23 protein-coding genes and 1 tRNA gene are annotated in these 25,960 nt (G+C 57.6%); 1 reads left to right on the forward strand and 23 read right to left on the reverse strand.

Translation table 11 applies throughout. The features are described 5' to 3' along the window. Positions 1-25 precede the first annotated feature (25 nt). The 13 genes from ABRP64_RS07610 to ABRP64_RS07670 form a co-directional block, all read right to left on the reverse strand. Entirely contained in the window at positions 26-598 is a 573-nt protein-coding gene (locus ABRP64_RS07610) for a DUF421 domain-containing protein (RefSeq protein WP_410755690.1), read from the reverse strand. 109 nt (positions 599-707) lie between these two features. Continuing rightward, positions 708-2,747 carry a bifunctional metallophosphatase/5'-nucleotidase gene (locus ABRP64_RS07615; protein WP_349866016.1) on the reverse strand — a complete coding sequence of 680 codons (2,040 nt, stop codon included), beginning with the start codon at positions 2,745-2,747 and terminating at the stop codon, positions 708-710. A gap of 193 nt (positions 2,748-2,940) precedes the next feature. Beyond that, positions 2,941-5,235, reverse strand: coding sequence for a RelA/SpoT family protein (locus ABRP64_RS07620; protein ID WP_284782045.1), 2,295 nt, complete (start codon positions 5,233-5,235; stop codon positions 2,941-2,943). Between the two features lie 85 nt (positions 5,236-5,320). Next, positions 5,321-5,866 carry an adenine phosphoribosyltransferase gene (locus ABRP64_RS07625; protein ID WP_284782245.1) on the reverse strand — a complete coding sequence of 182 codons (546 nt, stop codon included), beginning with the start codon at positions 5,864-5,866 and terminating at the stop codon, positions 5,321-5,323. A 51-nt stretch (positions 5,867-5,917) separates the two neighbouring features. Then, positions 5,918-7,693, reverse strand: a complete 1,776-nt coding sequence (locus ABRP64_RS07630) for an ABC transporter substrate-binding protein (protein WP_284784223.1) — start codon at positions 7,691-7,693, stop codon at positions 5,918-5,920. A 72-nt stretch (positions 7,694-7,765) separates the two neighbouring features. Next, positions 7,766-8,938, reverse strand: a complete 1,173-nt coding sequence (secF, locus tag ABRP64_RS07635; RefSeq protein ID WP_349866018.1) for a protein translocase subunit SecF — start codon at positions 8,936-8,938, stop codon at positions 7,766-7,768. A gap of 2 nt (positions 8,939-8,940) precedes the next feature. Further along, positions 8,941-10,824, reverse strand: coding sequence for a protein translocase subunit SecD (gene secD / locus ABRP64_RS07640; RefSeq protein WP_284769709.1), 1,884 nt, complete (start codon positions 10,822-10,824; stop codon positions 8,941-8,943). Positions 10,825-11,102: 278 nt separating this feature from the next. Continuing rightward, positions 11,103-11,477: a preprotein translocase subunit YajC gene (gene yajC, locus ABRP64_RS07645; RefSeq protein WP_284853222.1), complete on the reverse strand. Its 375-nt coding sequence runs from the start codon at positions 11,475-11,477 to the stop codon at positions 11,103-11,105. 89 nt (positions 11,478-11,566) lie between these two features. Further along, on the reverse strand, positions 11,567-12,646 hold the full coding sequence (ruvB, locus tag ABRP64_RS07650; RefSeq protein ID WP_349866020.1) for a Holliday junction branch migration DNA helicase RuvB: 1,080 nt from the start codon (positions 12,644-12,646) through the stop codon (positions 11,567-11,569). Between the two features lie 36 nt (positions 12,647-12,682). Next, on the reverse strand, positions 12,683-13,291 hold the full coding sequence (ruvA, locus tag ABRP64_RS07655) for a Holliday junction branch migration protein RuvA (protein WP_284784230.1): 609 nt from the start codon (positions 13,289-13,291) through the stop codon (positions 12,683-12,685). Between the two features lie 78 nt (positions 13,292-13,369). Continuing rightward, complete coding sequence (ruvC, locus tag ABRP64_RS07660; protein ID WP_284769705.1) at positions 13,370-13,942, reverse strand: crossover junction endodeoxyribonuclease RuvC; 573 nt, start codon at positions 13,940-13,942, stop codon at positions 13,370-13,372. A 191-nt stretch (positions 13,943-14,133) separates the two neighbouring features. Further along, a complete protein-coding gene (locus ABRP64_RS07665) occupies positions 14,134-14,889 on the reverse strand; it encodes a YebC/PmpR family DNA-binding transcriptional regulator (RefSeq protein WP_284769704.1) in 756 nt (251 codons plus the stop codon). 92 nt (positions 14,890-14,981) lie between these two features. Continuing rightward, positions 14,982-15,860, reverse strand: coding sequence for an acyl-CoA thioesterase (locus ABRP64_RS07670; protein WP_284769703.1), 879 nt, complete (start codon positions 15,858-15,860; stop codon positions 14,982-14,984). A 144-nt stretch (positions 15,861-16,004) separates the two neighbouring features. Here ABRP64_RS07670 and ABRP64_RS07675 point away from each other — a divergent pair, with 144 nt between their 5' ends. Next, positions 16,005-17,387: a DUF2029 domain-containing protein gene (locus ABRP64_RS07675; RefSeq protein ID WP_349838404.1), complete on the forward strand. Its 1,383-nt coding sequence runs from the start codon at positions 16,005-16,007 to the stop codon at positions 17,385-17,387. Between the two features lie 4 nt (positions 17,388-17,391). On the opposite strand, the gene ABRP64_RS07680 is transcribed toward ABRP64_RS07675, so the two are convergent. From ABRP64_RS07680 to ABRP64_RS07725, 10 genes are all read right to left on the reverse strand, one after another. After that, positions 17,392-17,853: a hypothetical protein gene (locus ABRP64_RS07680; RefSeq protein ID WP_284769805.1), complete on the reverse strand. Its 462-nt coding sequence runs from the start codon at positions 17,851-17,853 to the stop codon at positions 17,392-17,394. After that, positions 17,853-18,956, reverse strand: a complete 1,104-nt coding sequence (locus ABRP64_RS07685; protein ID WP_284769700.1) for a glycosyltransferase family 4 protein — start codon at positions 18,954-18,956, stop codon at positions 17,853-17,855. Before ABRP64_RS07685 ends, ABRP64_RS07680 begins: the two co-directional genes overlap by 1 nt. Then, entirely contained in the window at positions 18,956-19,858 is a 903-nt protein-coding gene (locus ABRP64_RS07690; RefSeq protein WP_284769699.1) for a phosphatidylinositol mannoside acyltransferase, read from the reverse strand. Before ABRP64_RS07690 ends, ABRP64_RS07685 begins: the two co-directional genes overlap by 1 nt. Positions 19,859-19,943: 85 nt before the next feature. Next, complete coding sequence (pgsA, locus tag ABRP64_RS07695) at positions 19,944-20,552, reverse strand: phosphatidylinositol phosphate synthase (RefSeq protein ID WP_284769698.1); 609 nt, start codon at positions 20,550-20,552, stop codon at positions 19,944-19,946. Continuing rightward, positions 20,545-21,114, reverse strand: coding sequence for an HIT family protein (locus tag ABRP64_RS07700; RefSeq protein ID WP_284769697.1), 570 nt, complete (start codon positions 21,112-21,114; stop codon positions 20,545-20,547). Before ABRP64_RS07700 ends, pgsA begins: the two co-directional genes overlap by 8 nt. Beyond that, positions 21,101-23,164 (reverse strand): threonine--tRNA ligase, encoded by a 2,064-nt coding sequence (gene thrS / locus ABRP64_RS07705; protein ID WP_349838405.1) that lies wholly within the window; start codon positions 23,162-23,164, stop codon positions 21,101-21,103. Before thrS ends, ABRP64_RS07700 begins: the two co-directional genes overlap by 14 nt. 77 nt (positions 23,165-23,241) lie before the next feature. Continuing rightward, the gene (locus ABRP64_RS07710; RefSeq protein ID WP_284852027.1) at positions 23,242-24,468 is read right to left on the reverse strand and encodes a Dyp-type peroxidase; all 1,227 of its coding nucleotides are present in this window, start codon (positions 24,466-24,468) and stop codon (positions 23,242-23,244) included. A 2-nt stretch (positions 24,469-24,470) separates the two neighbouring features. After that, positions 24,471-25,088 carry a copper chaperone PCu(A)C gene (locus ABRP64_RS07715; protein WP_349866022.1) on the reverse strand — a complete coding sequence of 206 codons (618 nt, stop codon included), beginning with the start codon at positions 25,086-25,088 and terminating at the stop codon, positions 24,471-24,473. After that, on the reverse strand, positions 25,088-25,696 hold the full coding sequence (locus ABRP64_RS07720; protein ID WP_410757085.1) for a copper resistance CopC family protein: 609 nt from the start codon (positions 25,694-25,696) through the stop codon (positions 25,088-25,090). Before ABRP64_RS07720 ends, ABRP64_RS07715 begins: the two co-directional genes overlap by 1 nt. A gap of 188 nt (positions 25,697-25,884) precedes the next feature. After that, positions 25,885-25,960, reverse strand: a tRNA-Gly gene (locus tag ABRP64_RS07725).

The raw sequence follows: 25,960 nt of genomic DNA on the forward strand, positions 1-25,960 counted from the left end.
AAGTTCTCCCCCCTCTATCAAATCTTTAAGACTCTTTGGCCTGTTTGATATACCCAGAGCCAACGAGGTCATTAAAGATATCTGGGTCTATGTCCTGACCATTCTTGATGACAGATATGTGCCCGGTGGGTTCTAAAACCATAATCTGAACGTCTTCCATGCGGGCCAAACCAGCCTTTCGCACCGCGGAATACACGTCAGAGCGAGTGATGTGGGACACGGTGAGATTATCGTCAATCATCTCGCCCTGAAAGACGATGAGAACAGGGCGGCGATCCAAAAATCGCGTCCACTTCACCACCTTGCGGATGGTGCCGAATGCAGCTTCCAGGGCCATCAGCGTGGTCAGCCCGATAACACCCGCCGCTAATGTGGGTGGAACACCAATGATCACACGCCCGGCAACGGCACCGAACATAATGATGATGATCGCGTCAGAGGCCGTCATGGAGGTCAATACGCGAGAACCAAAAAGCTTTACCAAGACCATAAAGGCAAGATAGATGCCTAATGTAGACAACATGACAACAGGAACTCGATGTAGCTCGATTCCTAGTTGAAAAGTAGCCTCGCGTAAAAACCGTTCAAAGATATCCACGGCTTTTGAGGTTACTAGGATGCAAGACACAGCACAGAAAAATAAGCGCTTTTCCCCCTTTAAGCGAGGAAAAGCGCTTTTCGCGTATCCGCAGGAATTGGATCCCTAATTAGATGTGAAAAGTCTTGCGCAGGTCATCAAAGATGGCCCGCAGTGGTGCCGGCAGCACCTGGGGATTTAAACCAATAAAGGCGATTCCTGCCGCTAGTGCCGCCACGATGGCAAGGGCTGCGCCACCAAAGGAAGAGCCTTGCGGTATCTTCGGGGCACCATTGGCGTCACCCAATTCCACGGGCAGGATTGCTTGCGTACCAGCGTCGGTGGTGATTTCTAGGTTCTGAGAGCCAGTTAGGCCTTCTGGAACGGTAAGCGTCACTTGCGCACGTCCGCGCTCGCCAAATTGGTCATCGCCTTCCTGCTTGGAGTTGTCGATATCGGCAGATACTTCCTCATCCCCCAACTTCACCGTAACCGTCTTAGCCATTGGCTCGCCCTCACTGGTGTAGTTCAAGCTGGACAGTTCGACGGTGATTTCTTTACCTGGGACAATATCGCCATCGATGTGGGCGCCAATTTGGCCCTGTCCCTTGCGGACCTCGGACTCACCGGACGCAATGTAGTCGATCATGGCTTGGGCGTCCATGTATCCCACATCGTTCTTGTCCTTGATGGAGCCTGCTTCAAAGTAACCATCGCCACCCTTTTCGCTGTCGCTGGAAGCAAGGAAGGAAGAAAGCGCGATGGAATAGTCCTTATTCGGATCGAGGGGCTCGCCATTAACAGTCACCGCCTTGACGCGCTGGCCGTGAGATGCTTTTTGGTCATAGACCACCTGGACATTATTGGACAGCCCCATGGCTAGACGCGGCCTACTACCCTCCTGCCACTGGTTTTCTAGTGCGGTGATGAAGTCCTTGCCGGAGACCTTCGCGGTAATAACAGAGTTACCAAACGGCTGGACCTCAAAGATGTCCTTGTACGTTACATCGCCACCCTGCAAATCGGCGCGCACTCCGCCTGCATTCATGACGCCGAGGTCAATGTCCTCACCCACCTGCTTGCTCATGGCATAGCGCTGCCCTTCCGCGATGAAGTTATTCAGGGTGGACTCGACACCGCGGTTAGAGCCTGGCTTTTGCCCCTCATCGGAACCGCGGAACAAGTCGGTTTCGACTGTGCCAGCGCTCTTCGAGCCTTCTACCTCGGCTTCATCCTGTGCCTTCTTAACGATGCCCGCAATGTCAGCATCGGGTTCTACCTGCGCCGCAGCAGTCGCGTCGTACTGCTTGAGATCAATGCTTTTCACCTTGCCCGCGGCCTTGTCGAAGGTAATATCGGCATCGTTCAGCAGCTTGCCGTACTCATAACCTTGCGCCCACTGCAGTGGCAGCGCGCCGTCGCGTTCAACCGTTCCCTGGGTGGTCTGGTGGGTATCGCCGCCAAAGAGGATATCGACGTCCTTATTAAAGCCCTTTGCGTATTCTTCCGCATCCTCGTGGAAAAGGGAAACCACGACATCTGCCTCGCCGCTTTCCTTCAAGCGAGTGGCTTCTTTGTTCGTTGCCTCGATAGGATCGGTAAAGGTAACGCCCGGAATCTTTGCCGCGGATACCTTGAACTTGGTGTTTTGGGTGACGGTGCCGACGTAGCCGACCTTCACGCCATCGATTTCTTCCACATGAGAGGCATCCAAAAGCGGCTTGCCGTCTTTTAATACATTGGCGCCGAGGATGGGATAGTCAGAAGCGGGCTGGATACGATCCGTTAGGTCCTCGGTGCCTTTGTCGAATTCGTGGTTGCCCACTGCGGTTGCCTTCATCCCCATGGCATTGAGCGCTTCCAGGGTGTATTTGTCATCCGAGATGGCCGAGACGAATGCAGAACCGCCCACGTTATCGCCCGAAGAGGTGAGGTTGAACTCCTGGGCTTCGTTGACCTGCTTGATAAGCGATTGCAGGCGAGCCACGCCAATCTCATCGCCCGCCTTAGCAGGGTCGCTCAGACCATCTTCCAGGTGACCGTGCAAGTCAGTGATATTGGTAACCGAGATGGTGGTCATGTTCTCCTGCGCTAGGGCCTGCGTGCCGGAGAGAGCGACGGCGGTGACGGTGGTGGCGGCCACCAACTGGCCGATGCGGCGGAACTGCATAATTACTCCTGTGTCGTAGAAAGTATTCAGATAATTTATATCGCTTTCTTAACCAACTCGCAGAAAGCACACCACCCGTGAACTGGTCTTTTACCTCTCCTCCGCCCAGAATTCACACAATCGTCACCTGCCCGTAGCCCGCGCGTTGCTCTACCAAGCAACCGCGCAGGGAGGTAGCCAGGCAGTCAAACGGTTACGCGGTCACGCGGTAGACGTCAAAGACGCCCTCGGTATTGCGCAGCGTCGTCATCAACGAACCCAGCTGTTTGGTATCCGAGACTGAAAAGGTGAATCGCATCGTGGCAATTTGGTCCTCGCCGCGGTTCGAATTCATGGTCAACACATTAATGTTCTGGTCACTGAGTACCCGCGTTAGCTCAGACAGCAAGCCCTGACGGTCCAATGCCTCAAGCTGCAGCGTGGCAGAAAAGGCGCCGGTAGAAGAGGTACCAGAGGACCATTCGACCTTCAACATGCGTTCCGGTTCGGATTTGAGCTTTTCCGCGTTGGCGCAGTCCGCACGGTGCACGGATACTCCCCCACCGCGGGTGACGAAACCGAAAATAGCGTCCCCGGGCACCGGCTGGCAGCACTTCGCAAGCTTGGCCATGACATCGGGGCTTCCCTCCACCAAGATGCCCGTGCCGGAGGCGGAGTCCTTAGTATGCTGCGCGCGAGAATGCTCGAGCTCCGACAGCGGGGTCCGAGAAGCCAGCGCATCCACGGCATCATCGCGATCGCCGAACATGGCGACCAATTGGTTGGCCACGTGTTGTGCGGAAACATGTCCTGCGCCGATGGCAGTATACAGGGCATCGACATCAGAATAGTGCAGCTGTTCTGCCACCTGCTTCATGGAGCTGGCGGTAAACAGGCGGTGCATCGGCAAGCCGCCGCGCTGCACCTCAGTGGCCAAGGCATCGCGCCCGGCTTCAAGGTGCTCCTCACGCCTTTCCTTGGCAAACCACTGGCGGACCTTTGCCTTGGCACGCGGGGAGACCAAGAATTCCTGCCAATCGCGCGACGGGCCGGCGTTAGGATCCTTGGAGGTAAAGATTTCTACCTTGTCGCCAGATTTCAGCGGCGATTCTAGCGCCACCAATTTGCCGTTGACCTTGGCACCAATGCAGCGGTGCCCGACCTCCGTATGCACGGCATAGGCAAAATCCACCGGAGTAGAACCCGCCGGCAGATCCACCACATCGCCCTTCGGGGTAAAGGCGAAGATCTGGCGCGCCGTCAGGTCATAGCGCAGGGAATCGAGAAACTCATTGGGGTCAGCCGCTTCTTTCTGCCAGTCCAGCAGCTGGCGCATCCAAGCCATCTGGTCCACCTCTTCTTGGTGCCCAGAATTCTTTCCCTTCGTTTCCTTATAGCGCCAGTGCGCGGCGACGCCGAATTCGGCATTGTAGTGCATCTCGTGCGTGCGAACCTGCACTTCTAGGGTCGCTCCGCCGTCCGCGAGCACCGTCGTATGCAAAGACTGGTAGACGCCGAAGCGCGGGGAGGAAATATAATCCTTAAAACGCCCCGGCAGAGCCTGGTAGATGGAGTGCACGACGCCAATGGCGGCGTAACAGCTATTGCTGTCATCCACCAATACGCGAATGCCCACCAAGTCGAAGATCTCCGCGAACTCGCGGCCGCGGACGACCATCTTTTGATAGATAGACCAGTAATGCTTCGGCCGGCCCATTACTTCGGCCTCGATGCCATTTTCCTTTAAGGCGGCACCCACTTGGTTGATGATTTCCTTCAGGGCACGATCGCGCGAGGGCGCGCGCTCTGCCACCATGCGCACGATTTCGTCGTACTTTTTGGGATAGAGGATGGCAAAAGACAAATCCTCTAGTTCCCATTTCACGCTCGCCATGCCCAACCGGTGGGCCAAGGGGGCAATGACTTCTAGCGTTTGGCGCGCCTTTTTGGCCTGCTTTTCTGGAGGCAAGAAGCGCATCGTGCGCATATTGTGCAGCCGGTCGCTGACCTTGATGACAAGGACGCGCGGATCGTTGGCCATGGCGACGATCATCTTGCGGATCGTCTCAGCCTCGGCCGCAGCACCCAAGGCCACCTTGTCCAGCTTGGTCACGCCATCAACGAGCCGGGCAACTTCGGGCCCGAAGTCTCGGGTCAGATCCTCCAGCGTGTAATCGGTATCCTCCACCGTATCGTGCAGGAGCGCTGCAACAATGGTGGTGGTATCCATACCGATTTCCGCGGCAATCGTAGCTACGGCCAGAGGGTGGGTAATATACGGCTCACCCGACTTGCGGAATACTCCCTCATGCAACCTTTCCGCGGTGTTATAGGCAGCGTTGAGTAGTTCCGCATCCGCCTTGGGATGGAATTTCCGGTGGATAGACATGAGGGGATCGAGCACGGGGTTAATCTTGACCCGCCCGCCGGTCAGTGACCGGGCAAGCCGAGCAGACATGCTCCGCATCCCGTTATTAGCCTGGCGTTTTGCTGACTTATCCGTGGCCATCTCTACCGCCCTTCACAATGCCGCAGCCTTTATTGCTGGCTGCAGCGCCTTTCCAGATCGTGTGATCTAGCTTAGACACACCATCTTAGTCAGCGTCATCCAGCACAATGAGCGGCGGGCCCGATAAGCGTTCACGACCATTAAGACCCTTAACTTCTAGCACCACTACATTGCCCGCGACCTCGGCACCTGCAGACTCCAGCAACAGTTTGGCTCCGTGGAGGGTGCCACCGGTGGCTAGGACGTCATCGACAAGCACCACGCGCTTGCCCTTCACATCAACGCCGCTGGCGGGGATCTCCAACGCGGCCGAACCATATTCCAGTTCGTATTCCTCGGTATATACCGGCGGCGGAAGCTTGCCCTTCTTACGAATGGCCAAAATGCCCAAACCCAGTTTGTACGCCACGGCAGAGCCAAGCAGGAACCCGCGGGCATCCAAGCCGCCAATGAGATCCGCACCCAGCTCCTCGCACGCGGCCGCGAGTCCATCAACAACGGCCTGAAATGCCTCAGGATCGGCTAATACCGGTGTGAGGTCTTCAAAAAGAATCCCTTCTTCTGGAAAGTCCTGCACAAGGCGCACGTTATCGCGCAATGCTTGTGCTGCTGATTCGTAGTGAGAGGTCATCATCTTCCTTGAGAACTAAATAGCGAGAATTAATTTAGGAGCGAACAAGGCCTAGGCCTTTTCCACAGGTTCTTGTGTCGACACGTGCCAACGGTCCATATTCCAGCCGATGCCCGAGATGCCAGTGTACGGCAGGACACCCTCCACGTCGCGATGAACGATGAACACGCGCGGCTGCGCAGCGACCGGAATGGAGGGAACACTCTCCCACAGCTGCTCTTCCTGCTCCTTGAGCTGAACGGAGTTTTTGATGCTGGAATCAGCGGCGGAGTACTCGGTCAGCGGATCGACTGGGCCCAAGAAGGCATCGATGGTTGGCTGCCCCGTTTCCGGATCAGGGTTGAGATAAAACTGCGATAGGTTCTCCTCCGCAGCATCCTCGATGGTAATCCCCGCCGGTTCGCAGGAGGCGCGCAGCGCATCGACCATCGCCTGATAGCGCTTATCCGGGCCAACGTAGCCCACCTTGATGGTGGATCCATTCAACTGGCCGGCCGCAGCCATGTCCGTTCCCTCGTGGTCCTTCGCCACCGAGCCTAGCGTTTGGGCTACCGGATCTTGGACAGAGACGGTACGCACATAAGCCGGTGGAACATCGACACCAGATATTTCGGAGCTCTTTTGTGCTAACGCCGCTTGGTCGACGCAGGCAGCAAATGCCTTCCTAGCAGAAGGCGCTGCAAAAATCCCAGCCTGCGACAGCGTCAACGTATCGGTTTGCAGGCCCACCTTGGTGGTTGTTTCAAACTCGGTATTGTCAGCGCCCGCGGAGTCCTCCCCATCGGAGCCGTGTTCTTTATTCGAGTCAGATCCATTTGTGGATTCTGGGGCGTCGTTACCTTCCTCGGATTCTGCGTCCTTGCCCGCGTTCCCTGAGAGCCAGTCGGGCGCCGCGATGGCGGAGTCTGCCACCTTGAGAACGCCCTTATCCGCAAGTTCCTGTGCGTTCGCCGTACTTGGCCAAATAACGAGGCGATCCAAGGCAGGTTTGTCGCCGCGATACTGCTCATTGGCTTTTAAGAAAACCTCGCCGGAATCGCCCACCTTATCCGCGGTAAATGGGCCGTAGGACACCTGTAGCTCTGGGTCAAAGTCATCCTTGGCTGTAGAAAACCCATAGCGCCACAATTCCGCTACTGGCTGCAACGTCGCCATGTCTTCTGCGTGCAAGGCCGCGTTGAGTTCCTCTACGGTCAAATCCGTCTTCTGCGCAAGCGCGTGCGCAGGCATGACGGTGCCAGGGCCAAACATTTGGCGCCACCGATGTCCCTGGTCTTTCTGAAAAGTCAGTGTAAAGGCCTTGCTCTGCGGTGCGCACTCGATATCCGCGATGTCATTCATCAGCGGCATATGCGAGGCAAATTCAACCGGGTGCGTGCCAGCCGTATAGGCAAGCAGGTAATCATCGCAGGTGACGGGGGCACCATCGGAGAATGTGGCGTCATCGGCAAGCGTCACACGCACGCTTTCCTGATCACTATCAGCTGCCGGCGGAAGCTCTTCGGTCTCTACCAAATCCGCATTGGGAATAAGCTGCCCGGAGGGCCCCGGGACAAAAAGGCCGGGATAAAGCCGCGTCGAAAGTTGGGCCGCTGAGGTGGTGCTGCCGAAGGCGGTGCCGGCATTCGTCGTGGTCAGCTGAGAGTTAACCATATATCCGGCGTAGTTGTAGGACTCCGGATCGCTGGGCGTAGCCTGGTCACCGCTCTCGGATTCCTCACTGCTGCACGAGGCCGCTACCAGCGCAAGGGCGGAAAGCCCCGCTGCAACCGCCGTGATTTTGGGACGGCGCCCCCACCACCGTGTGGTGCCTAATCTGCGTTCCACGGTACGCACAACCCCTTTTCTCCTAAAAAGACCAAGCTTTAGTCTGCCTGATTATGCCGTGTTCAAGGGCACTTAGCGGCCCGGGCGCCACGTAGCACCGGTATGGCCGGAGGCACTGCTGCCGTGATCAGTTTGTTCTTCTGCCACTTCCTTGTGCGTCTTGGCCCCGACATCGGAAGGCGTAACCACCTTGCGCTTTGCAGAACCCGCATCCGCTGGTTCACCTTCCTCAGATTTACCTGCGCGGTAATCTAGCACACGCTGCGTGTGCTGCTTGACGCGCTTAGTCCAGTTAGCAAACGTCACCACCAACGGAGTGGCCAAGAAAATCGAGGAGAAAATACCCTCGATAACGCCAATGAGCTGGATCAGCGCCAAATCGCGCAGCGTACCGATGCCCATAAGCCATACGGCAATGACGAACAGCGCGATAATAGGCAGCGCGGAAATGATAGAGGTGGAAATGGAACGCATGACCGTCTGGTTAATCGCCAAGTTGGCGAGTTCCCCATAGGTCTTAGATCGTTGGCCTTCCAGCCCGGCCGTATTCTCATTGACCTTGTCAAAGACGATGACGGAGTCATAGATGGAGAAGGTCAGGACGGTGAGCAAACCGATGATGACGGCGGGAGAAACTTCAAACCCGAAGAGGGCGTAGATACCGGCGATGACGATGCCATCAATAATTAGCGCCAAAATGGCGGCAAAAGCCATAATCTTTTGCAGGCGTACCGCCACATAGATTGTCGCTGCAACGAGGAATACGATCATGGCGAGGATCATGCGCTGCGTAATCGAGGAGCCCCACGATTCGGACACGGTGGAAGAACCGATGGCGTCCGGGGTGGCCTCCCCGTTTTCATCCTTGGGTTGGAATTCCTCGTAGATGGCAGACCGAGCGCTGTCTACCTCTTCTTGGCTCAAGCGCTCAGAGGTGATTTCGAGCGTCTCAGAATCACCGGCACCAACGATGCGCACTTGCTCCGGTTCAACGCCAGTGGAGTCCTCGAAGACGGTAGCTACGTCGTCTTCTTTCAAGTCCCCAGCAGGCATGGACAAGGTGGTGCCACCCTCAAAGTCGAGGGAAAGCGTAAATCCACGAATCAAGATAGCGACGATGGCACCGACGAGGAGCCCGGCGGTAATCCCGTACCACCGTTTGGTATGGCCAATGAAGTCATAGCCACGCTCGTCTTCATAGAGGCGATCTAAACGCGAAATCTTATTTTTAGTCAATACGGCCATGATTATTTCTCCTCATCTTCCGCAGCTGCTGAGGGCGAAGAACTCTCAGACGAATCGGCGCCAACGGATGCCGAATTTTCAGTGGAGCGCTCCTGCGGCGTAGTAGCGGCAGAACGGGAATCTCCGTAGTAGCCGCGCTCGCGCCGCTCTTCAATTAGCGCATAAATTCCACCCAAACCATTCATCGATGGCTTGGCTGCCGCAGGGCGGCGGCCAATAATCTGCATCAACGGTGCCATGACCAAGAAGGACACGACGAGGTCGAAGACCGTGGTCAGGCCCAAAGTAAACGCGAAGCCCTTCACTTCACCGATGGCGAGGAAGTAGACAATGACAGAACCGATGAGTGTCACCGCATTACCGGTCACGATGGTGCTGCGCGAGCGCTCCCAGGCCTTCTGCGTTGCTGACCTAAAGGTTCTACCTTCTAAGAGTTCATCCTTGATGCGCTCGTAGTAGACCACGAACGAGTCCGCTGTCGCACCGACACCGATGACCAAACCGGCGATACCGGAAAGGTCGAGCGAGTAACCAATCCAGCGCCCCAGCAGCACAATAGCGCCGTAGGTCAGCAGGGCAGAGCCGAGCAAGAAGATAACGGACACACCACTGAGCGCGCGGAAGTAGTACAGCGAGTAAAGGATGACCAAAATCAAGCCTGCCAAGCCAGCCCAAAGACCAGCTTCTAGCGCTGCCTTACCCAGTGTCGGAGGAATGGACTCCACCGTGCCACCGGGCTCGCCGTTTTCGCCGGCAAAGGACAGCGGCAATGCGCCGTAGCGCAGGTTATTGGCTAGGTTATTGGCCTCTTCTTGACTGAAGTCGCCGTTAATGGAGGTAGCGGAACCGTACGGGGTAGCTCCCTGGATAACCGGCGCCGAAATCACGGCCGAGTCAAGGGTGATGGCAATCTGATCGTTCAGGTGCTCCCGCGTGAGGTCCGCCCAGGTCTGGGAACCGTTCGGGCCATTACCGGTCTTGAAGGAGAAGCTGATCTCCATCTGGCCGGACTGCGGGTTGAGGCCACCGTTGATCGGGGAATTGGTATCAATCTCATTACCCGTCAAGCGGGTACCGTCTTCATCCTCGATGCCGCTGAGCAACGGGGCCGGCTCCAAGACATAAGGAGTGCCGCTGTCGTAATCACAGGTAACAAAAGGCTTGGACGGATCGTCTGCGCCAGCCAGCGGGTCAGCGGCTCCCTGGCACGTCAAAAGTGAAGAGGCCGCTGCCTGCGTAGTCGGATCCTCCGATTGACGGTCCTTCAACAACATCTCGGTGATTTCATCGCGACGCTCGGTCTGCTCAATTGAGTTGGACGGCTCATCCAAAGGCTTAGCGGAAACCTTCGGGGCCTTGACGTCCTTCGCTTCCTTGCCCTCAGCCTGCGCTTCTTGCTGGGCCACGGCGTTGGTGACGTCTTCCAACTTCTTGTTAGCTTCGTCCTTATCTAGGACGCCGTATTTGACCCAGCGGTTGGCCATATCCTCCAGCTCTTTGTCGAGCTTGTCCAAATCCGGCGCCGAGGGTTGCGCCACCGGGCGGAAGTACAACTGAGAGGTCTGCCCCACTGCTTGGGCCTGCGAGGCGTCCTCGCCCGGTACTGTGATGACGAGGGTATTGCCGTTGATGACGACCTCGGAACCAGAAACGCCCATACCGTTCACGCGCTGTTCCAAAATATTGCGCGCCTGCCGTAGCTGGTCCTGGGTGGGGTCTTCACCTTGTGGTGCCAAGGTAACGCGCGTGCCGCCCTGCAGGTCAATGCCTAGCTTTGGGGTGGCTTGGCGGTTTCCGGTGAAAAAGACCAGCGCATAGATAACGACCACGATAAGCCCAAAAAGCGCGAGGGCGCGTTTAGGCCATTGGCGGTTGCTATTTTTCATAGCGCCTCGAGATGATGCGGACAACGATATTCTCCTGTGCACTGCAAACCAGGGTGATTAAACATTAAATACGGCCCGCCCAATTCGGCACGGGCACGTTAACAACGCACAATCGTACGTCATGGAACAACATTTTCCTTAACGGGGTCCGCGATTCAGCGAAAATGTGTCAGGTTCTACGTTTCCCTTAAGCCAATTGCAGGTGCAGAGAACACTAGCCGTGTGCACAGGGTGCGCCCGCGTCTGCCTTCGTTGAGAGCACGGGCGATAACGAGGAATTAGCGGTTAGAGGGCTGCTCGCCTTCCCCACCAGTGAATCCGTCATCATTATTGTTCTCACCGTTGTCGCGCTGTGGCTCTCCAGCATTGTCTGCACCACCGCGGGCGAGGTTCTGAGCTTCGCTTTCGGTGCGAACCACCGCCATCTTGTCAAAGGTAAGGGTAACCCCCGGGGAAACCTCGAGGTCCACACTGGTATCGGTGGTTCCGCGCACCACGCCGTGGACACCGCCAGCGGTCACGATGCGATCTCCATTCTGCAGGGAGTTCTGCAGCGATTGCATGTCGTTTTGGCGCTGGCGTTGCTTACGCATCGCCATAAAGGAAGGAATGATGAACAAAATGACAATGATTATGAGAAAGATGATTTCCATAACTTTCCAGTATGCCAGACTGTTTGGTTCACAAAAACCATGGGCTAGTTCCGCCTCACTGACACCATCAGCGAGGTGTTCATGCTCCCTCAAAACAGCCCAATTGCCCTATCCGGAGGCGTCAGGCCCAGGTGCTGCCAGGCGGCTGCGGTGGCTACTCTGCCCCGCCCGGTGCGCGAAATCATGCCCGCGCGAACCAAGTACGGCTCGCACACCTCCTCCACAGTGGAGGGTTCCTCACCAACGGCGATGGCCAAGGTATTAACACCCACCGGCCCGCCACCATGACCATTGATCAGGGCATTAAGAACGGCACGGTCTAGCCGGTCCAACCCCATTTCATCAACATCGAATACCTCCAACGCCCCCTGCGCGGCGGAAAGATCGATGCGCCCGTTGCCATTGACCTCCGCATAGTCGCGCACGCGGCGCAGTAGGCGGTTGGCGATGCGCGGAGTGCCGCGCGAACGCGAGCCGATTTCAACGGCGGCATCATCGTCGATGGCGACGTCCAAGATATGTGCCGCACGCTTTATCACATGGGTGAGATCCTCGGTGCTGTAGTACTCCATTTGGGCGGTAAAGCCGAAGCGATCCCGCAGCGGACCAGTGAGCATTCCCGCTCGCGTTGTGGCTCCGACCAACGTAAACGGCGGGATCTCCAAGGGGATCGAGGTAGCTCCCGGCCCCTTGCCCACAATCACATCGATGCGGAAATCCTCCATGGCCATATAGAGCATTTCTTCGGCGGGCCGGGCTATGCGGTGGATCTCATCGATGAAGAGCACGTCGCCTTCCATGAGGTTCGAAAGCATGGCCGCGAGATCTCCCGCCCGCTCCAGCGCTGGACCCGAAGTCATGCGCAGCGACGTCCCAAGTTCCTGCGAGATGATCATGGCCATCGTGGTCTTACCCAGGCCGGGCGGACCCGATAGCAGGACGTGGTCCGGGGTGACCCCGCGGTTTTTCGCGCCGGTCAGCACGAGGGACAGCTGTTCCCTCACCTTTGGCTGCCCAATAAATTCCGTCAGGGATTTCGGGCGCAGGGAGCGCTCGATATCGTGTTCTTCGGCGTGAGCGGTGGCTTCCACATCACTATTGTGCTGTGAATCGTGCGTCTCATTCATTCCCTCCGGGAGGTTGAACTCGGTACGCTCAATATCGGACATGCTGTAGCCTTCGTGTCTTCTTGACGTCGTGTTCTTTTAACCCTGCTTACCCAACTGGGCTAGGGCCGCGCGCAGCAAGGTCGACGTATCCGCCGCGGGGGCTTCGGCATATGCCGCCTCCACCACGGGACGAGCCGCCTTCTCAGTAAATCCTAGGCCCAAGAGGGCTTCAGTAACGCTATCGACAACTGGGCCACCGCCGCTTGTTGCCGCCGGTGCCGCATCAGCCGTTGGAGTTCCAGCAAAGCGCTTTACCTTATCTTTAAGCTCCAAGGTAAGGCGTTGGGCCATCCGCTTGCCGACGCCCGGAATTGACTGCAGCGCCTTAACATCCTCCCCGCCAATGGCTGCAGCCAGCTCTTCTGCTCCCATGACGGATAATGCAGCCAAGGCGAGTTTAGGGCCCAAGCCGGACACGGATTGCAGCACCTGGAACATTTCGCGATCGTCATCGCTGGTAAAACCGTACAGGGTCAACGCATCTTCCTTGACCACCAAGGTAGTGAGCACAAAGGCAGTTTCCCCACGGCGCAGGGTTCCCAACGTCTTTGCAGTGGCCAAGAACTTATAGCCCACCCCTCCGCAATCAATAACGCCGTGATCTAAACCAATGTGGAGGACTTCTCCCCGCAATGCCGCAATCATTTTCTACCGTGCCTTCCTACCTGTGTACGCGTTCGCCATGACTTTGTATTTAATAAAACTTAGTGGGTGAGCAGTGCATTAGGGCTTGATGCTCTTCCCCCGCCCGCGGACACCACTGGTCTTTGCACCAAGCCCTAAACCGGTACTATCCATCCTGACAATCGCTGGCGCCCGCCAGCAATGGCAGACAGCCAGCGCCAATGCGTCCGCTGCATCCGCCGGCTTGGGCGGCTCCGTAAGCCCGAGGATACGAGTAATCATCGCCGTCATTTGTTTCTTATCGGCGCGCCCGTTGCCAGAAATAGCCTTTTTCACCTCGGACGGGGTGTACATATACACCGGAATATCCCGCTCGGCGGCCGCGAGCACGAGGACTCCTACGACGTGTGCAGTCTGCATGACGGTCGAAACCTGGCCGCGTTCGAAGACGCGCTCTATAGCAACCACATCCGGCGAATAATCGTCCATCCACTCCTTAGCCGCAACGGACAGCCGCAGGAGCCGCTCGGTTAAATCTTTATCGCTCGGGGTCCGCACCACGCCAACGGAGACGGGAAGAATTGCGCGCCCGCGGCCTGCTTGGACCACGGACAGGCCACAGCGAGTAAGCCCAGGGTCGATGCCCATCACGCGCATGCCTTCGATATTCACACCCGCCCACTCCCCGTTCCGCGGCCTCGTCGTTTCTAGTCTCAATTCCCCATTATGTCTTACACACACATGTTCTACAACACGGCGTGAATTTTAGACTGCCCCAATAAAACACAACAAAGCTCGGCGCCGGAATCTCCGCATGCGCGAAGACCCGCCACCGAGCTAGTGCCCCAATAAATGCAGGAACCCTATTCTGCGTTGAGCTCCGCTAGGACCTCTTCCGATAGATCCATATTGGTATATACGTTCTGGACGTCGTCGGATTCTTCCAAAACATCGATGAGGCGGAAGATCTTCTTGGCGTCATTGGCCTCGAGGGGAACCTCAACTGAGGCACGGAAATCGTTATCGGAGTCATCGACTTCGATATCTGCTTCCTTAAGGGCTTCCCTGACAGCCTGCACATCCGTGGGAGCGCAGATGATCTCAAATTTCTCGCCCTGGTCTTTGACCTCTTCAGCGCCGGCATCGAGCACTGCCATCAAGACATCGTCCTCACTCAGCTCACCCTTTTCCACCAAGACATAACCGGTGCGGGAGAACATATAAGCAACCGAGCCGGATTCACCCAGGTTGCCGCCATTTTTGCTCATCGCTGTGCGGACATCGGTAGCCGCGCGGTTGCGGTTATCGGTCAAGCATTCAATCAGCATTGCGACGCCATTGGGGCCATAGCCCTCGTACATGATGGTCTCCCAGTCGGCACCACCAGCTTCTTCACCAGAGCCGCGTTTGCGGGCGCGCTCGATGTTGTCATTGGGGACAGAGGCCTTTTTGGCCTTCTTAATCATGTCATCGAGCGTTGGGTTGGCCGCAGGATCACCACCGCCGGTTCGCGCCGCCACTTCAATGTTCTTAATGAGCTTGGCAAATTCCTTGCCGCGCTTGGCGTCATTGGCAGCCTTCTTGTGCTTGGTAGTTGCCCATTTTGAGTGGCCTGACATTAAGTCCCTTTCTAATTGGGTTCTAAATCTGTTGACAATTATACGTGCCCTGCACGAACTGGGAAAAGCGCCCCCATGATACAGACGCTTTTCTAGCCGTTATGCCAATTGCCGTGCGCAGAACCGCTACCTAAGTTCTCATCAAGGAACCGAGTCAAGCCTTCCTGGTTGACCAATGCAACGAGTTCGCCCTGCTCATTGAATAACTTACCGCGCGCGATCGCCGTTCCTTGCGCTGCTGTGGGCGATACCTGCTCATAGAGCAACCACTCATCCACGCGAAAGGGGCGAAGAAACCATACCGCATGGTCAAGGCTTGCCAGTTGCACCTTCTCCCCCTGGTGCGGAATGAGCGCCGCCCGGATAAGGGTCATATCGGACATATACGTCAGGGCGGCGCGGTGGAAGGCGGGATCACTCCCAAGCTCACCGGTATTGCGAAACCAAATATGGCGATATCCGGCACCTGTCACCTCCGCGGCGGCATCATCGCGGCCCTCATCGGGCACCAAACGAATATCCCAATCGGCCCACTCCTTCAAGATAATCCGGGTGGAATAGGGCGCCCCGCCGCCACGACGCGCGGCTTCATCGGGGCTTAATACCTGCGGTGCCACATCCTGATGTTCGGGACCTGCATCACCATCGCGGTGGAAACTAGCCAGCATAATAAAGACGAGGCGGCCACCTTGGATGACCCGAACCTGCCGGCTGGCAAAGGAACGGCCATCACGCAGCCTTTCTACCTGCAACTCCAGCGGCTTTTTCGTATCACCTGGGCCAACGAAATAACCATGGAGGGAATGCACCTGCTTGCCCTCCACCGTCCTTTGCGCCGCGGCAAGGGCCTGCGCGGCAACTTGCCCGCCAAAGGTGCGTTCAATCTGCGAGGGGATCGCCGGGCCAGAAAAGACATCCGCATCTTGGGTGCCTTCTAATGCCAAAACCTCAGAAATGGTGCCCACAGTCATCCTTTCTTGCGCGCCTACTATGCGCTACATCACGTAAGTCTTCGTCTGCCTTGCCACCCTACTCCCCGAGGCAGTTCAACCCCCGGTGACGAGGAACCTGATTCGAACTACTCAACGACCAAATTATTCCCTAGAATCTTTTGGGTGAAAAGATTCGCGACAGTTCCTGCGGTATGGGTGAGCTGGGTGCTCGCCCGCTTGGTTTTGGTCTATTTTTTGAAGCTCGACCAAAGCGCACGCGGCGATGTTGCCTATTATTTCGCCGGCCTTTTTGGCACCGATCCTACGAAGATGACCGAATACCCCCACGCGGGCACGTGGCCCACCATCATCTTAAGCTGGTTCACCGGTGGAGACCGCGGCGTATTCTATATCGGCTTTACCATCATGGCGCTGCTTGTCGATGCCACCTTCCTCGCCCTCCTGCTGCGCCACTACGAACGCAATAAGCGGGTTTTTCTCGCCGGCTGGTTCTGGGTATTTTTTGGCACGGCTGCAGGACACGTCTTTGTGTGGCGCCTCGATATTTTTCCTGCCGTCGCCGTCGCCGGTGCCGCAGCGCTTCTTATTTCTCATCCCAAGACAGGCGCCGTCCTATTGGGCTTCGCTACCACCATGAAGCTCTGGCCAGGCGTCCTCGCGGCCGGACTGGTAGGGCGTTTTAATAACTCTAATTCCTGGCTGCGATTGACGTCCTTTTTTGGCTCCGTTGCTGCTCTTTCTGCGTTCACAGTTTTTACCTCCGGTATGGACCGACTCCTTTCCCCACTGAATTATCAGGGGGTGCGCGGGCTCCAACTCGAATCCATTCCGGCGACATACTTGCTATTGCAGGCACATCTCAACCCGGGTAAATGGCGATTAGGTTATGCGCCCTCCAAGAGCTTTGAGATTTCTGGCCCGGGAGTCGATACCGCCATCATGTGGAGCACTATCGCGACGGCCGGGATGCTGGTATTCGCCCTGAGCTGGGCGCTATACCGTTTCTTCGCCGGAGGGTGGACCTCGCGAACGACCATCGCCTTCTTCACCCTCATGGTGCTACTACTCATAGCCACCAATAAGGTATTTTCGCCCCAGTACATCATTTGGCTAGGCCCCCTCTTCGCTGTGGTCGTACGCCAACAGCTCCCCGCCGGGTTTGTACCCATCAAAATCTGTCAGGGCCTCCTCGCTGTATGCGCAGTTGCAGCCGCCGCGCTTGGCACCTACATCTACCCATTCCACTATGACTACGTGTGGAAGTATGTGGGCGAAAATCTGACTCCGGTCTACGTGCTCGTCGCCCGCAACGTCCTCATCCTCGTAGCGGTGCTCTTTGCGCTTATATGGTTCATCCTTGAGGTGAGCCTGTCGCGCCGCTTAGAAAAAGCCATCGTGGCAGCAGGCGGCTTGGAAACAAGCCCGGAAGCCGGCGCAGAGAACGCGTCCTCGCCAAATACGGGGAGAATTAACGTGCCCGGTTCTGACACCCCTGCCGAAGCTGAAGCGAGCACCGATGCCGCTAAGGAGGTAACGCGCGGCTAAGTTTTTAATCCGCCAGCATGTAGTCGAAGTACTCAGGTAATTTAGCGGTTCCGCCGAGGCGGAAGAAACGCACTGCTGGGCGCAGGCGCAGCGCACGCGTATCGCTGACTGCCTCGTTATAAAAGCGATGCGCTAACTGGATGCGGCCTTCTGCATCCGCCAAGGCGGCAGGGCGCTGGCCTACCGGAAAATCGCGCACAATGGCGGCCGAAAGCTCGCGTTCAACCATGGTGCGGGCTTGAAAATGCCCTTGCGAAAGCTCCGTGGATTCGGCCTTTTGTGCCAAGGCCGCAAGATCCGGAGCAACCGCCGCCGTTACCGCCGCGCGCCGGTCCAGCGCAGCCTGCAGCTGCGCCAGCGCAGCATCGGTGCGGATGTGCAGGAAATTTAGTCGCTGCGCTGTGAAAATGGCCCACGATCCCACAAGAATGAGAATAAGCAGCGCGATGGTTATTTCTATCGCCATCATCGCTTCACCCTCACCTTCGTGCCATCTTGCACCGTTTCATAAACTTGCATGACCGCCGCGGCAACATGGTCCCAGTCATACATCTGGGCGCGTTGCACGCCATTGCGCACCAATCGCCGCCGGTAGTCACCATCATCCAAGACCTGGTTGAGCACGCGTGCCAAATCGGTGGCATCGCCAGTGCGGAATAGTGCTCCTGCAGGCTCTTCCGATTCTGCGTTGCAGACCGCACGAAAGGCCTCTAAATCAGAAGCCACGACGGCCGCACCGGCGGCCATTGCTTCTACCAGCACGATGCCAAAGCTTTCCCCGCCCGTATTGGGCGCCACATAGACATCGGCCCGGCCTAAGATCTGTGCCTTTTCTGCATCGCTAACGCGCCCGACAAAATCCACACCCTCGACCTCGCGGGCGCGGCCGCCACCCATAATGGTGACGCGAATATTCCTGTTGACTTGGCGCAAAGCGGCTAACAGGATGTCTAGGCCCTTGCGTGGCTCGTCGAGGCGGCCGAGGAAGACGACCTCGAGTGGGGCATCGGCAAGCGCGGGCTGGCTTTTCTTGCGCGCAAGCGCGTAGACGGAGGTATCGACGCCGTTGGGGATCAGGACGGGATCGCCGCCCAGTTGCTCCACCTGCCAGCGCCGCGCCATATCCGATACCGCAATGCCGCCGCGAATCTTTTCCAAAAAGGGTACGAGCAGCGGCTTTGCCAGGGTAAGGATGAGTGAATTGGCCGCCGAGGCGTGGTACGTCGCCACCATGGGGCCGTGCGCCACGGCCAAGGCGGTCATGGAAAAACTCGGGGAATTGGGCTCGTGGATATGCAGGACATCAAAATCGCCGTCCTGGATGAAGCGCTTGACCTTGCGCGTTACCTTCGGCCCCACCGACAAGCGCGCGACCGAGCCGTTATACGCAATCGGGAAGGCAGGTCCACCCTTGACCACAAAATCCGGCAGTGGTGTGGTTTCCGCGGCGGGACCAAGGACCTGGACAAAGTGGCCTTGTTCTATAAAAACGGTGGCCAGATCAAGGATATGAGCCTGCACGCCACCAGGTTCGTCAAAAGAATACGGGCAAATAATACCGATGCGCATTAACTGGAACGTTCCTTTCGCGCTTGCCGGCGCCGCTCCACGTCCTCATTCCATTGCGGCTGCAGCATGTGCCAGTCCGCGGGGTGGCGTTGGATATTAGCCGCAAACCCATCCGCCATCCGCTGGGTGGTCTCTTGAACATCGGTAACCTCAACTTCTGGCGACACCGACAAGCCCCAGCCATCGCCTTCAAACCACGAGTGCACCACGTGGAGCGCCGCGCCGGTTTCAATGGCTAGCTGCGCGGGACCGGCCGCCATATTGGCTTCCTCATCCATGAAATCTACCGTGATACCGCGGCGGGTAATATCGCGTTCTGCCAATAGGCACACTACCCCTCCCTCCTGCAGGGCTTCCTTCAGGCGTGCAAAGGGAGGGGCCGCGCCACCGGTAAGTGGCAGGACCTCAAAACCCAGTTCCTCGCGGTAATCCACGAAGGCATCAAATAACACCTCCGGCTTTAAACGCTCCGCCACGGTGGTAAATTGCCCGTAGTGGCCCACCAAGAAGACCCCAGCCATATCCCAATTGCCGGAGTGCGGCAGCGCCAAGATCACGCCGCGGCCAGACTGCGCGGAGGCATCAAAGTGCTCGAGCCCTTCCAAGCCGCTCATGAGGCGCTCATGGAGTTGGGGATCCGCGTGAATCGCGGGCAGGCGGAACGCCTCCATCCAATAGCGCATATATGAACGCATGGAATCACGCACCAGCTGGCGGGTGACGTTTTCTGCCCCCACTACGCGGGTGAGGTTTCGTCGCAGGCCGTCCATGCCGCGCCCGTGGTTACTCGCGAAATCCGCCACCCACCGGAAGATCGTGCGCGCTACCGGTTCGGGCAGCCGGCGAACTACCTTCCAGCCCGCCAAATACCCGGCCGCTGCTACATCTTCTTTATCCCACATGGTGCCGGATCCTCCAGAAAAGTTTGTGCGCAAACCACGAACTAGCCGGAACGATAGCCCCCGCTGCGCCCATGTTCGCTTGATTTTACATCTCGGCGTCTTGGCGCGCTGCAATGGCAATGCGCTGGTACACGGTAAATATTGAGCCTACTGCCAAGATCCACAGCGATACCGCCGCGGCGTACTCTACGCCCAAGCCCTCTAGGCCAATGCCGCCTAAAGCCAGGATGAGGCGCTCGGGGCGCTCAATCAGTCCGCCCACCATGGTGAAACCGGAGGCCTCTCCCCTAGCCTTGATATAGGAAATGACCTGGGAGCATACCAAGGTAATGAGGCAGGCCGCCACGGTCCATTTGGACGCGTCTGCGGTATACACCAGCCACCAAGCGATAGCGCAGAATAATGCGCCATCGGTAATGCGGTCACAGCTCGCATCCAGCGTGGCGCCGAAAGCGCTCGATTTACCGGTCAGGCGGGCCATGGTGCCATCGAGCATGTCAAAGGCGGCAAAGAGGCCGGATAGTACTGCAGCGATAAAGAGATGGCCGGTAGGAATGAGGATCACCGAAATAGCGATGGTCACAATAGTGCCTACAACCGTGACCACGTTGGGTGTCAATCCCAACTTTAAAAAGGTCTTGGCTATAGGTTCCACCACCACGGCGGCGGGCTTTCGCCCATGCACGCTAAGCACGCGAGTCCTCCTCTTCCATGTCACGCCAACCCTCTGCCAGGACACGACGGGTGTCTTGCAGTAGTTGCGGTAATACCTTAGTCCCATCGAGGACAGTCATAAAGTTACTATCCCCGGGCCACCTTGGCACCACATGCAAATGCAGGTGGTCTCCCACTGAGCCGCCGGACGCGCGCCCCAGGTTAAAGCCCACATTAATGGCCTCTGGCTGTGATACGCGCTTGAGCACCCGCACGGCCTGTTGGGCAAAGGCCATGAGCTCGTGGGATTCCGCCTCGGTGAGGTTTTCCAGCTCGGATTCCTTGCGGTACGGCACCACCATGAGGTGGCCGGCGTTATAGGGGAACAGATTGAGCAGCGCATATACCGACTTACCGCGCGCAATGATGAGTCCATCCTCATCGCTGCCCTTGGGTGCTTCCACGAAGGGATCCTCGGACCGCTGCGCGATATAGGCCATCCGGTACGGCGCCCACAGTCGCTCCAACCGGTCCGGCTCACCGGCACCGGTATCGACGAACGTCTCCTCGCTATGTCCCTTCTGCGGGTTAGCGCCGGGCACGAATGAGCTCTTCTGTCGGCTGCTCGTTGGTGCGCTCTGCCACCCACGTGGAGATGAGCTCAACGGCTTCCTCGACGGGCGCTCCATTGACCTGCGTGCCATCCAAGAAGCGGAAGGACACCGCACCGGCTTCCACATCGCGGGCACCGGCGACCAGCATGAAGGGCACCTTACCTGTCGTGTGGTTGCGGATCTTTTTCTGCATGCGGTCATCGGAGGTATCCACGTCCGCGCGAATGCCCTTGACGCGCAGCTTGGCGGCGACGTCTTCCAGATGCGGGACGAAGTCATCCGCCACCGGAATGCCCATGACCTGGTGCGGTGCCAACCACGCCGGGAAGGCGCCCGCGTAGTGCTCAAGGAGCACACCGAAGAAGCGCTCGATGGAGCCGAAGAGGGCCCGGTGAATCATGATCGGGCGCTTCTTCGTGCCATCGGAGGCGGTGTACTCCAGCTCAAAACGCTCGGGCAGGTTGAAGTCCAGCTGCACCGTGGACATCTGCCAGGTACGTCCAATGGCATCGCGGGCCTGGACGGAGATCTTCGGCCCGTAGAACGCGGCGCCCTCAGGGTCAGGAACGAGCTCGAGGCCGGATTTTTCCGCCACAGACTGCAAGATCGTGGTCGAGCGCTCCCAAATCTCATCGGAGCCGACAAACTTATTGGGGTCCTTGGTGGAAAGCTCCAAGTAGAAATCGGAAAGGCCGTAATCCTCAAGCAGCGAAATGATAAAGTCCAGAACCTGGGTAAGCTCTTCTTCCAGCTGCTCTTCGGTGCAGTAAATGTGGGCATCGTCCTGGGTAAAGCCGCGCGCACGGGTCAGGCCATGCACCACGCCGGACTTTTCGTAGCGGTAGACCGTACCGAATTCAAAAAGGCGCAGTGGAAGCTCACGATAGGAACGGCCGCGGGATGCAAAGATCAGGTTGTGCATCGGGCAGTTCATCGGCTTGGCGTAGTAGTCCTGCGGCTCCTTGACCGTATTTCCCTCGGCGTCATACTCGCCATCGAGCTGCATCGGCGGGAACATGCCATCGGAGTAGAAATCAAGGTGGCCGGATTTACGGAAGAGGTCGCCCTTGGTGATGTGCGGGGTATTGACAAAGGAGTAACCCGCCTGCACGTGGCGGTTGCGGGAGTGGTTTTCCATCTCCATGCGCACGGTCGCGCCATTGGGGTGGAATACCGGGAAACCGGAACCGATTTCATCCGGGAAGGAAAACAGGTCTAGTTCTTGGCCCAAGCGGCGGTGATCGCGCTTTTCTGCCTCTTCCACCATGGTCTGGTAGGCGGCCAATGCGTCCTTGGACTCAAAGGCGGTGCCGTAGATGCGCTGCAGGCCAGCGTTAGCCTGGTCGCCGCGCCAGTAGGCGGCGGACGAACGAGTCAGGGCAAAGGCTGGGATATATTTTGTGGTGGGAACGTGCGGGCCGCGGCACAGGTCGAACCATTCCACCTCATTGGTGCGCGGGTTCACGTTGTCATAGTGCGTCAAGTCACCGGCACCGACCTCGGCGGCCTCATCGGAGTCTGGGTCCACATTGCCCTTGTCCTGGATAAGTTCCAGCTTGAAGGGCTCATCCTGCAAGGCCTGCTCTGCCTCAGCCGTGGACACGTAGGTGTGGCGCTCGAAGCGCTGGCCACCCTTGATGATCTTCTTCATCCGCTTTTCCAGGGCCTTGAGATCCTCCGGGGTGAAGGGCTCAGCGGTCTGGAAATCGAAGTAGAAGCCGTTTTCAATGGATGGGCCAATGCCCAGCTTGGTGCCGGGGAACTCGGCTTGCACGGCCTGGGCCATGACGTGGGCGCAGGAGTGGCGAATGACGGCGCGGCCATCTTCCTCACAGGCGGCTACCGGAACAAACGTCGATTCCTCATCCGGGGTGTGCGAGAGGTCAAAAAGAGTACCGTCCACGCCGCGGACTACCACGACTGCCTCTGGGCCCTTATTGGGCAGGTCCAGCTCGCGGAGGACCGCGCCAACCGCTTGTCCGGCCGGCACGGTGAAGGATTCGTAATTTACCGGTGCCGCGGGAATAAGTTCCGCCATATTCGCGCTCCTTTTTGCGCTCGCGCAGATACGGCATACCTGGCCGCATCCACTAGTTAAATTTACGGATAGTCATTCTACAGGCCTGCATGCGTGCAAAGCGATTCCGCCCACCACGTTTCTTTACCATCGCCGCCTTTGGTTCCCGGCGGGCAGAAATACATCGCCGAACCAATGTGGGTCAGCCACTCATTCAGCAGGTCCGCCTCATCAAGGCGCGCCTGGATGGGCTCGAATTGCTTGGTGGGATCCTGTTGGTAGCAAATAAAGATTTGACCAATATTGGATAGTTGGCCATCCTTGCCATCCGGCGGCAGCTCGTAGTTAAAGGGGCGGCGCAAAATCTTTTGCTCTGGGTGGTCCTTCGGCGCGGTGGCGCGCGCCATGTGGGAATTCTTATCAATGACGGGCAAGCCATACTCATCCGTAGCCTTAAAGTCCGCCTCATCGAATTCCTTATCACCCGTAAGCGGTGCCCCATTTTCCAGTTTGCGGCCCACCGCATTTTCGCGGGAAGGCCGATCCAGCTTTTCCCAGGTGTCGAGGTTCATGCGGATGCGGCGCACCACCATGGCCGTACCGCCCTGCTGCCACTTTGGTCCGTCCTCGATCCAGACCTGGTCGGCGAATTCTTCATCGCCGTGCGGGTTAACGGTGCCATCTTTTTGGCCAAACATATTGCGCGCGGTTTCGCCCTTTTCGTGGCTGCCGTAGGCGTTGATAAATCCCTGCTGCAGCCAGCTAACTTCGGCATAGTGCTCACCTGAGCGCACCATGTGCCGCAGGGCGTAGGTATTCATCAGGGGGTCATCGCTGCAGATTTGCAGGACGATGTCAGTCTGGCCCCACTTTTCTTCTAATTGGTCGCGGGAATAGGCGCGGACATCGCCAAGCCACTCCGGTTTATCCACGCCCAGCAGCGAGAAAATGCTCTCACCCAGCCCACACGTGATGGTGAGGTTCGCCGGCTGGCGCACCATTTCCGGCTCCAAAGTCCCCAACGGGGGCTGGCCCGTACACAGCGCCCGCGCATCCTCGGTCCACAACTTCATCAGGCGGGCAAAGCCCTGCTTGCCGATGTCCCCTTTGAGATCAAAGCCCACCAAGTTCAGGTGTGCTTGCTCCGGCGTGTCAATGCCGGCCTGGTGTGGGCCGTCGAAAGCTACGGTGGCATCGGCAAGCGGAGTGTTCTCCTCCGCTTCAGCGTTTGATGTTGATCTATCCGAGTTGCACCCCACCAGCGCAAAGGCACTGGTAGACACTGCAGCGCCGGTGAGAAATCCCCTTCTGCTGAATCCCGTCATGACTAGTGCTTGTGATTTTCTTTCTCGTCGTCCTTGCCGGAGTGATCGTGGCCCGCGTGGTCGCGATCCATGCCTTCCATGTCGCCGTAGTCCTCGTCGCCAGCGCCCATGGTGCGGGCCTGGATGGTGCCCAGGTCAAGCTCATCGCCGCCAGACAAGGTCACCGTGAGCTCGAGGGAATCGCCAGGCATGATTCCTTCCTTCATGCCCATCAACATGAAGTGATCGCCACCTGGCGCAAGCTCGTGGCTCTCGCCAGCCTTGATGACCAAGGGACTGGACTTTTCGCGCATCTGGCCATCGACGGTCTCGTGAATCTGGTTCATCTCTGCGTCCAGGTTCGTGGAGAACCCAGTGATCTCGATGTCTTCATCCGAGTGGTTGACCAAGGTGCCGAAGATGGCGGTCATATCCTTGTCTTCGCTCGCGCGTACAACAGCATCCTCGAAGGTCAGGTCCTTATCCGCTGCCGCGGTGGATTCGCTGGTTTTTGCAGTGGAAGAAGCAGCCGAAGTCGACTCTGAGTTATTGGAATCGCTCTCATTATCCGGAGAGCAACCAGCAAGAACCAGGGCGCTGAGGGAAACGCTGGCAATCAGGCGGGAAATTTTCTTAGTCATTATTTGTGACCTTTCGAGTCGTTTCGACGAGTTTTAGCAATCAACAAAGCCAGAACGGCCGCTATGGCCAGCACACCACCCACGCCCAAAATGATTTTCACCGAGGTGGGCATATCGCTCGAAGAATCTGCAGCTCCATCTGCATCTGCAGCGTCGGTGGAAGAAGCATCATCGCTATCCTCACCTTTCACCGTAAATGAGACCCCACCGCGCGTGGCGTGTCCATCCGAGGAGGTGATGTTGTAGCCCACCTGGTAGTTTCCTGGCCCGGGATCGACATCATCTGGAGTCGTGATCGTGAGATCGCGGTCATCTAGCTCCGGCTCCTGGCTAAAGATCTGTTCGCCAGTGTCCTTATTGGTCACCGCAAAGGTGTTGAACTGATCCTTTGGGATGCCGGAAAACTCCAGGGTGATTTCCTCAGGAAACTCCTCGAGCTGGTCGCCCTCCTTTACGGTTCCGCCCACGACGGAATCGTGCGCCAGTGCTACAGGTGCGGATCCGCCCGCGATAAGTGCGGTAGCTCCCACCGCAACTGCCGTGCGACGCAACCAAGGTACGCGATGGCTCATTTTCAGCTCCTTCAGTTCTGAATTTTGCGTATGCATGCAAAGACATCCTATCCCCAACGAACATCTTGGTGACATTCGTGGTCATCAGGGTATCTCTATCAATAGTCGGTAACCGTATCTTCATAGTTCCGCATCGAAGCGAAAAAGTCTGCGATCTCCATCACTTCAAAAGTGTGGGGTGTGGCGGATACAAAAAAGCCGCCTTGGTGACAAGGCGGCTTGAGTGGAGCGGATGACGAGACTCGAACTCGCGACCCTCACCTTGGCAAGGTGATGCGCTACCAACTGCGCTACATCCGC

It is taken from the genome of Corynebacterium sp. KPL4015, assembly GCF_040225725.1.
Classification (GTDB): Bacteria; Actinomycetota; Actinomycetes; order Mycobacteriales; family Mycobacteriaceae; genus Corynebacterium; species Corynebacterium rhinophilum.

Excerpts from the sequence above, each read along its gene's own strand:
- ABRP64_RS07615 (WP_349866016.1), bottom strand. The coding sequence starts at position 2,747 with ATGCAGTTCCGCCGCATCGGCCAGTTGGTGGCCGCCACCACCGTCACC.
- ABRP64_RS07620 (WP_284782045.1), bottom strand. The coding sequence starts at position 5,235 with ATGGCCACGGATAAGTCAGCAAAACGCCAGGCTAATAACGGGATGCGG.
- ABRP64_RS07625 (WP_284782245.1), bottom strand. The coding sequence starts at position 5,866 with ATGACCTCTCACTACGAATCAGCAGCACAAGCATTGCGCGATAACGTG.
- secF (WP_349866018.1), bottom strand. The coding sequence starts at position 8,938 with ATGGCCGTATTGACTAAAAATAAGATTTCGCGTTTAGATCGCCTCTAT.
- secD (WP_284769709.1), bottom strand. The coding sequence starts at position 10,824 with ATGAAAAATAGCAACCGCCAATGGCCTAAACGCGCCCTCGCGCTTTTT.
- yajC (WP_284853222.1), bottom strand. The coding sequence starts at position 11,477 with ATGGAAATCATCTTTCTCATAATCATTGTCATTTTGTTCATCATTCCT.
- ruvB (WP_349866020.1), bottom strand. The coding sequence starts at position 12,646 with ATGTCCGATATTGAGCGTACCGAGTTCAACCTCCCGGAGGGAATGAAT.
- ruvA (WP_284784230.1), bottom strand. The coding sequence starts at position 13,291 with ATGATTGCGGCATTGCGGGGAGAAGTCCTCCACATTGGTTTAGATCAC.
- ABRP64_RS07665 (WP_284769704.1), bottom strand. The coding sequence starts at position 14,889 with ATGTCAGGCCACTCAAAATGGGCAACTACCAAGCACAAGAAGGCTGCC.
- ABRP64_RS07670 (WP_284769703.1), bottom strand. The coding sequence starts at position 15,860 with ATGACTGTGGGCACCATTTCTGAGGTTTTGGCATTAGAAGGCACCCAA.
- ABRP64_RS07680 (WP_284769805.1), bottom strand. The coding sequence starts at position 17,853 with ATGGCGATAGAAATAACCATCGCGCTGCTTATTCTCATTCTTGTGGGA.
- ABRP64_RS07685 (WP_284769700.1), bottom strand. The coding sequence starts at position 18,956 with ATGCGCATCGGTATTATTTGCCCGTATTCTTTTGACGAACCTGGTGGC.
- ABRP64_RS07690 (WP_284769699.1), bottom strand. The coding sequence starts at position 19,858 with ATGTGGGATAAAGAAGATGTAGCAGCGGCCGGGTATTTGGCGGGCTGG.
- thrS (WP_349838405.1), bottom strand. The coding sequence starts at position 23,164 with ATGGCGGAACTTATTCCCGCGGCACCGGTAAATTACGAATCCTTCACC.
- ABRP64_RS07710 (WP_284852027.1), bottom strand. The coding sequence starts at position 24,468 with ATGACGGGATTCAGCAGAAGGGGATTTCTCACCGGCGCTGCAGTGTCT.
- ABRP64_RS07715 (WP_349866022.1), bottom strand. The coding sequence starts at position 25,088 with ATGACTAAGAAAATTTCCCGCCTGATTGCCAGCGTTTCCCTCAGCGCC.
- ABRP64_RS07720 (WP_410757085.1), bottom strand. The coding sequence starts at position 25,696 with ATGCATACGCAAAATTCAGAACTGAAGGAGCTGAAAATGAGCCATCGC.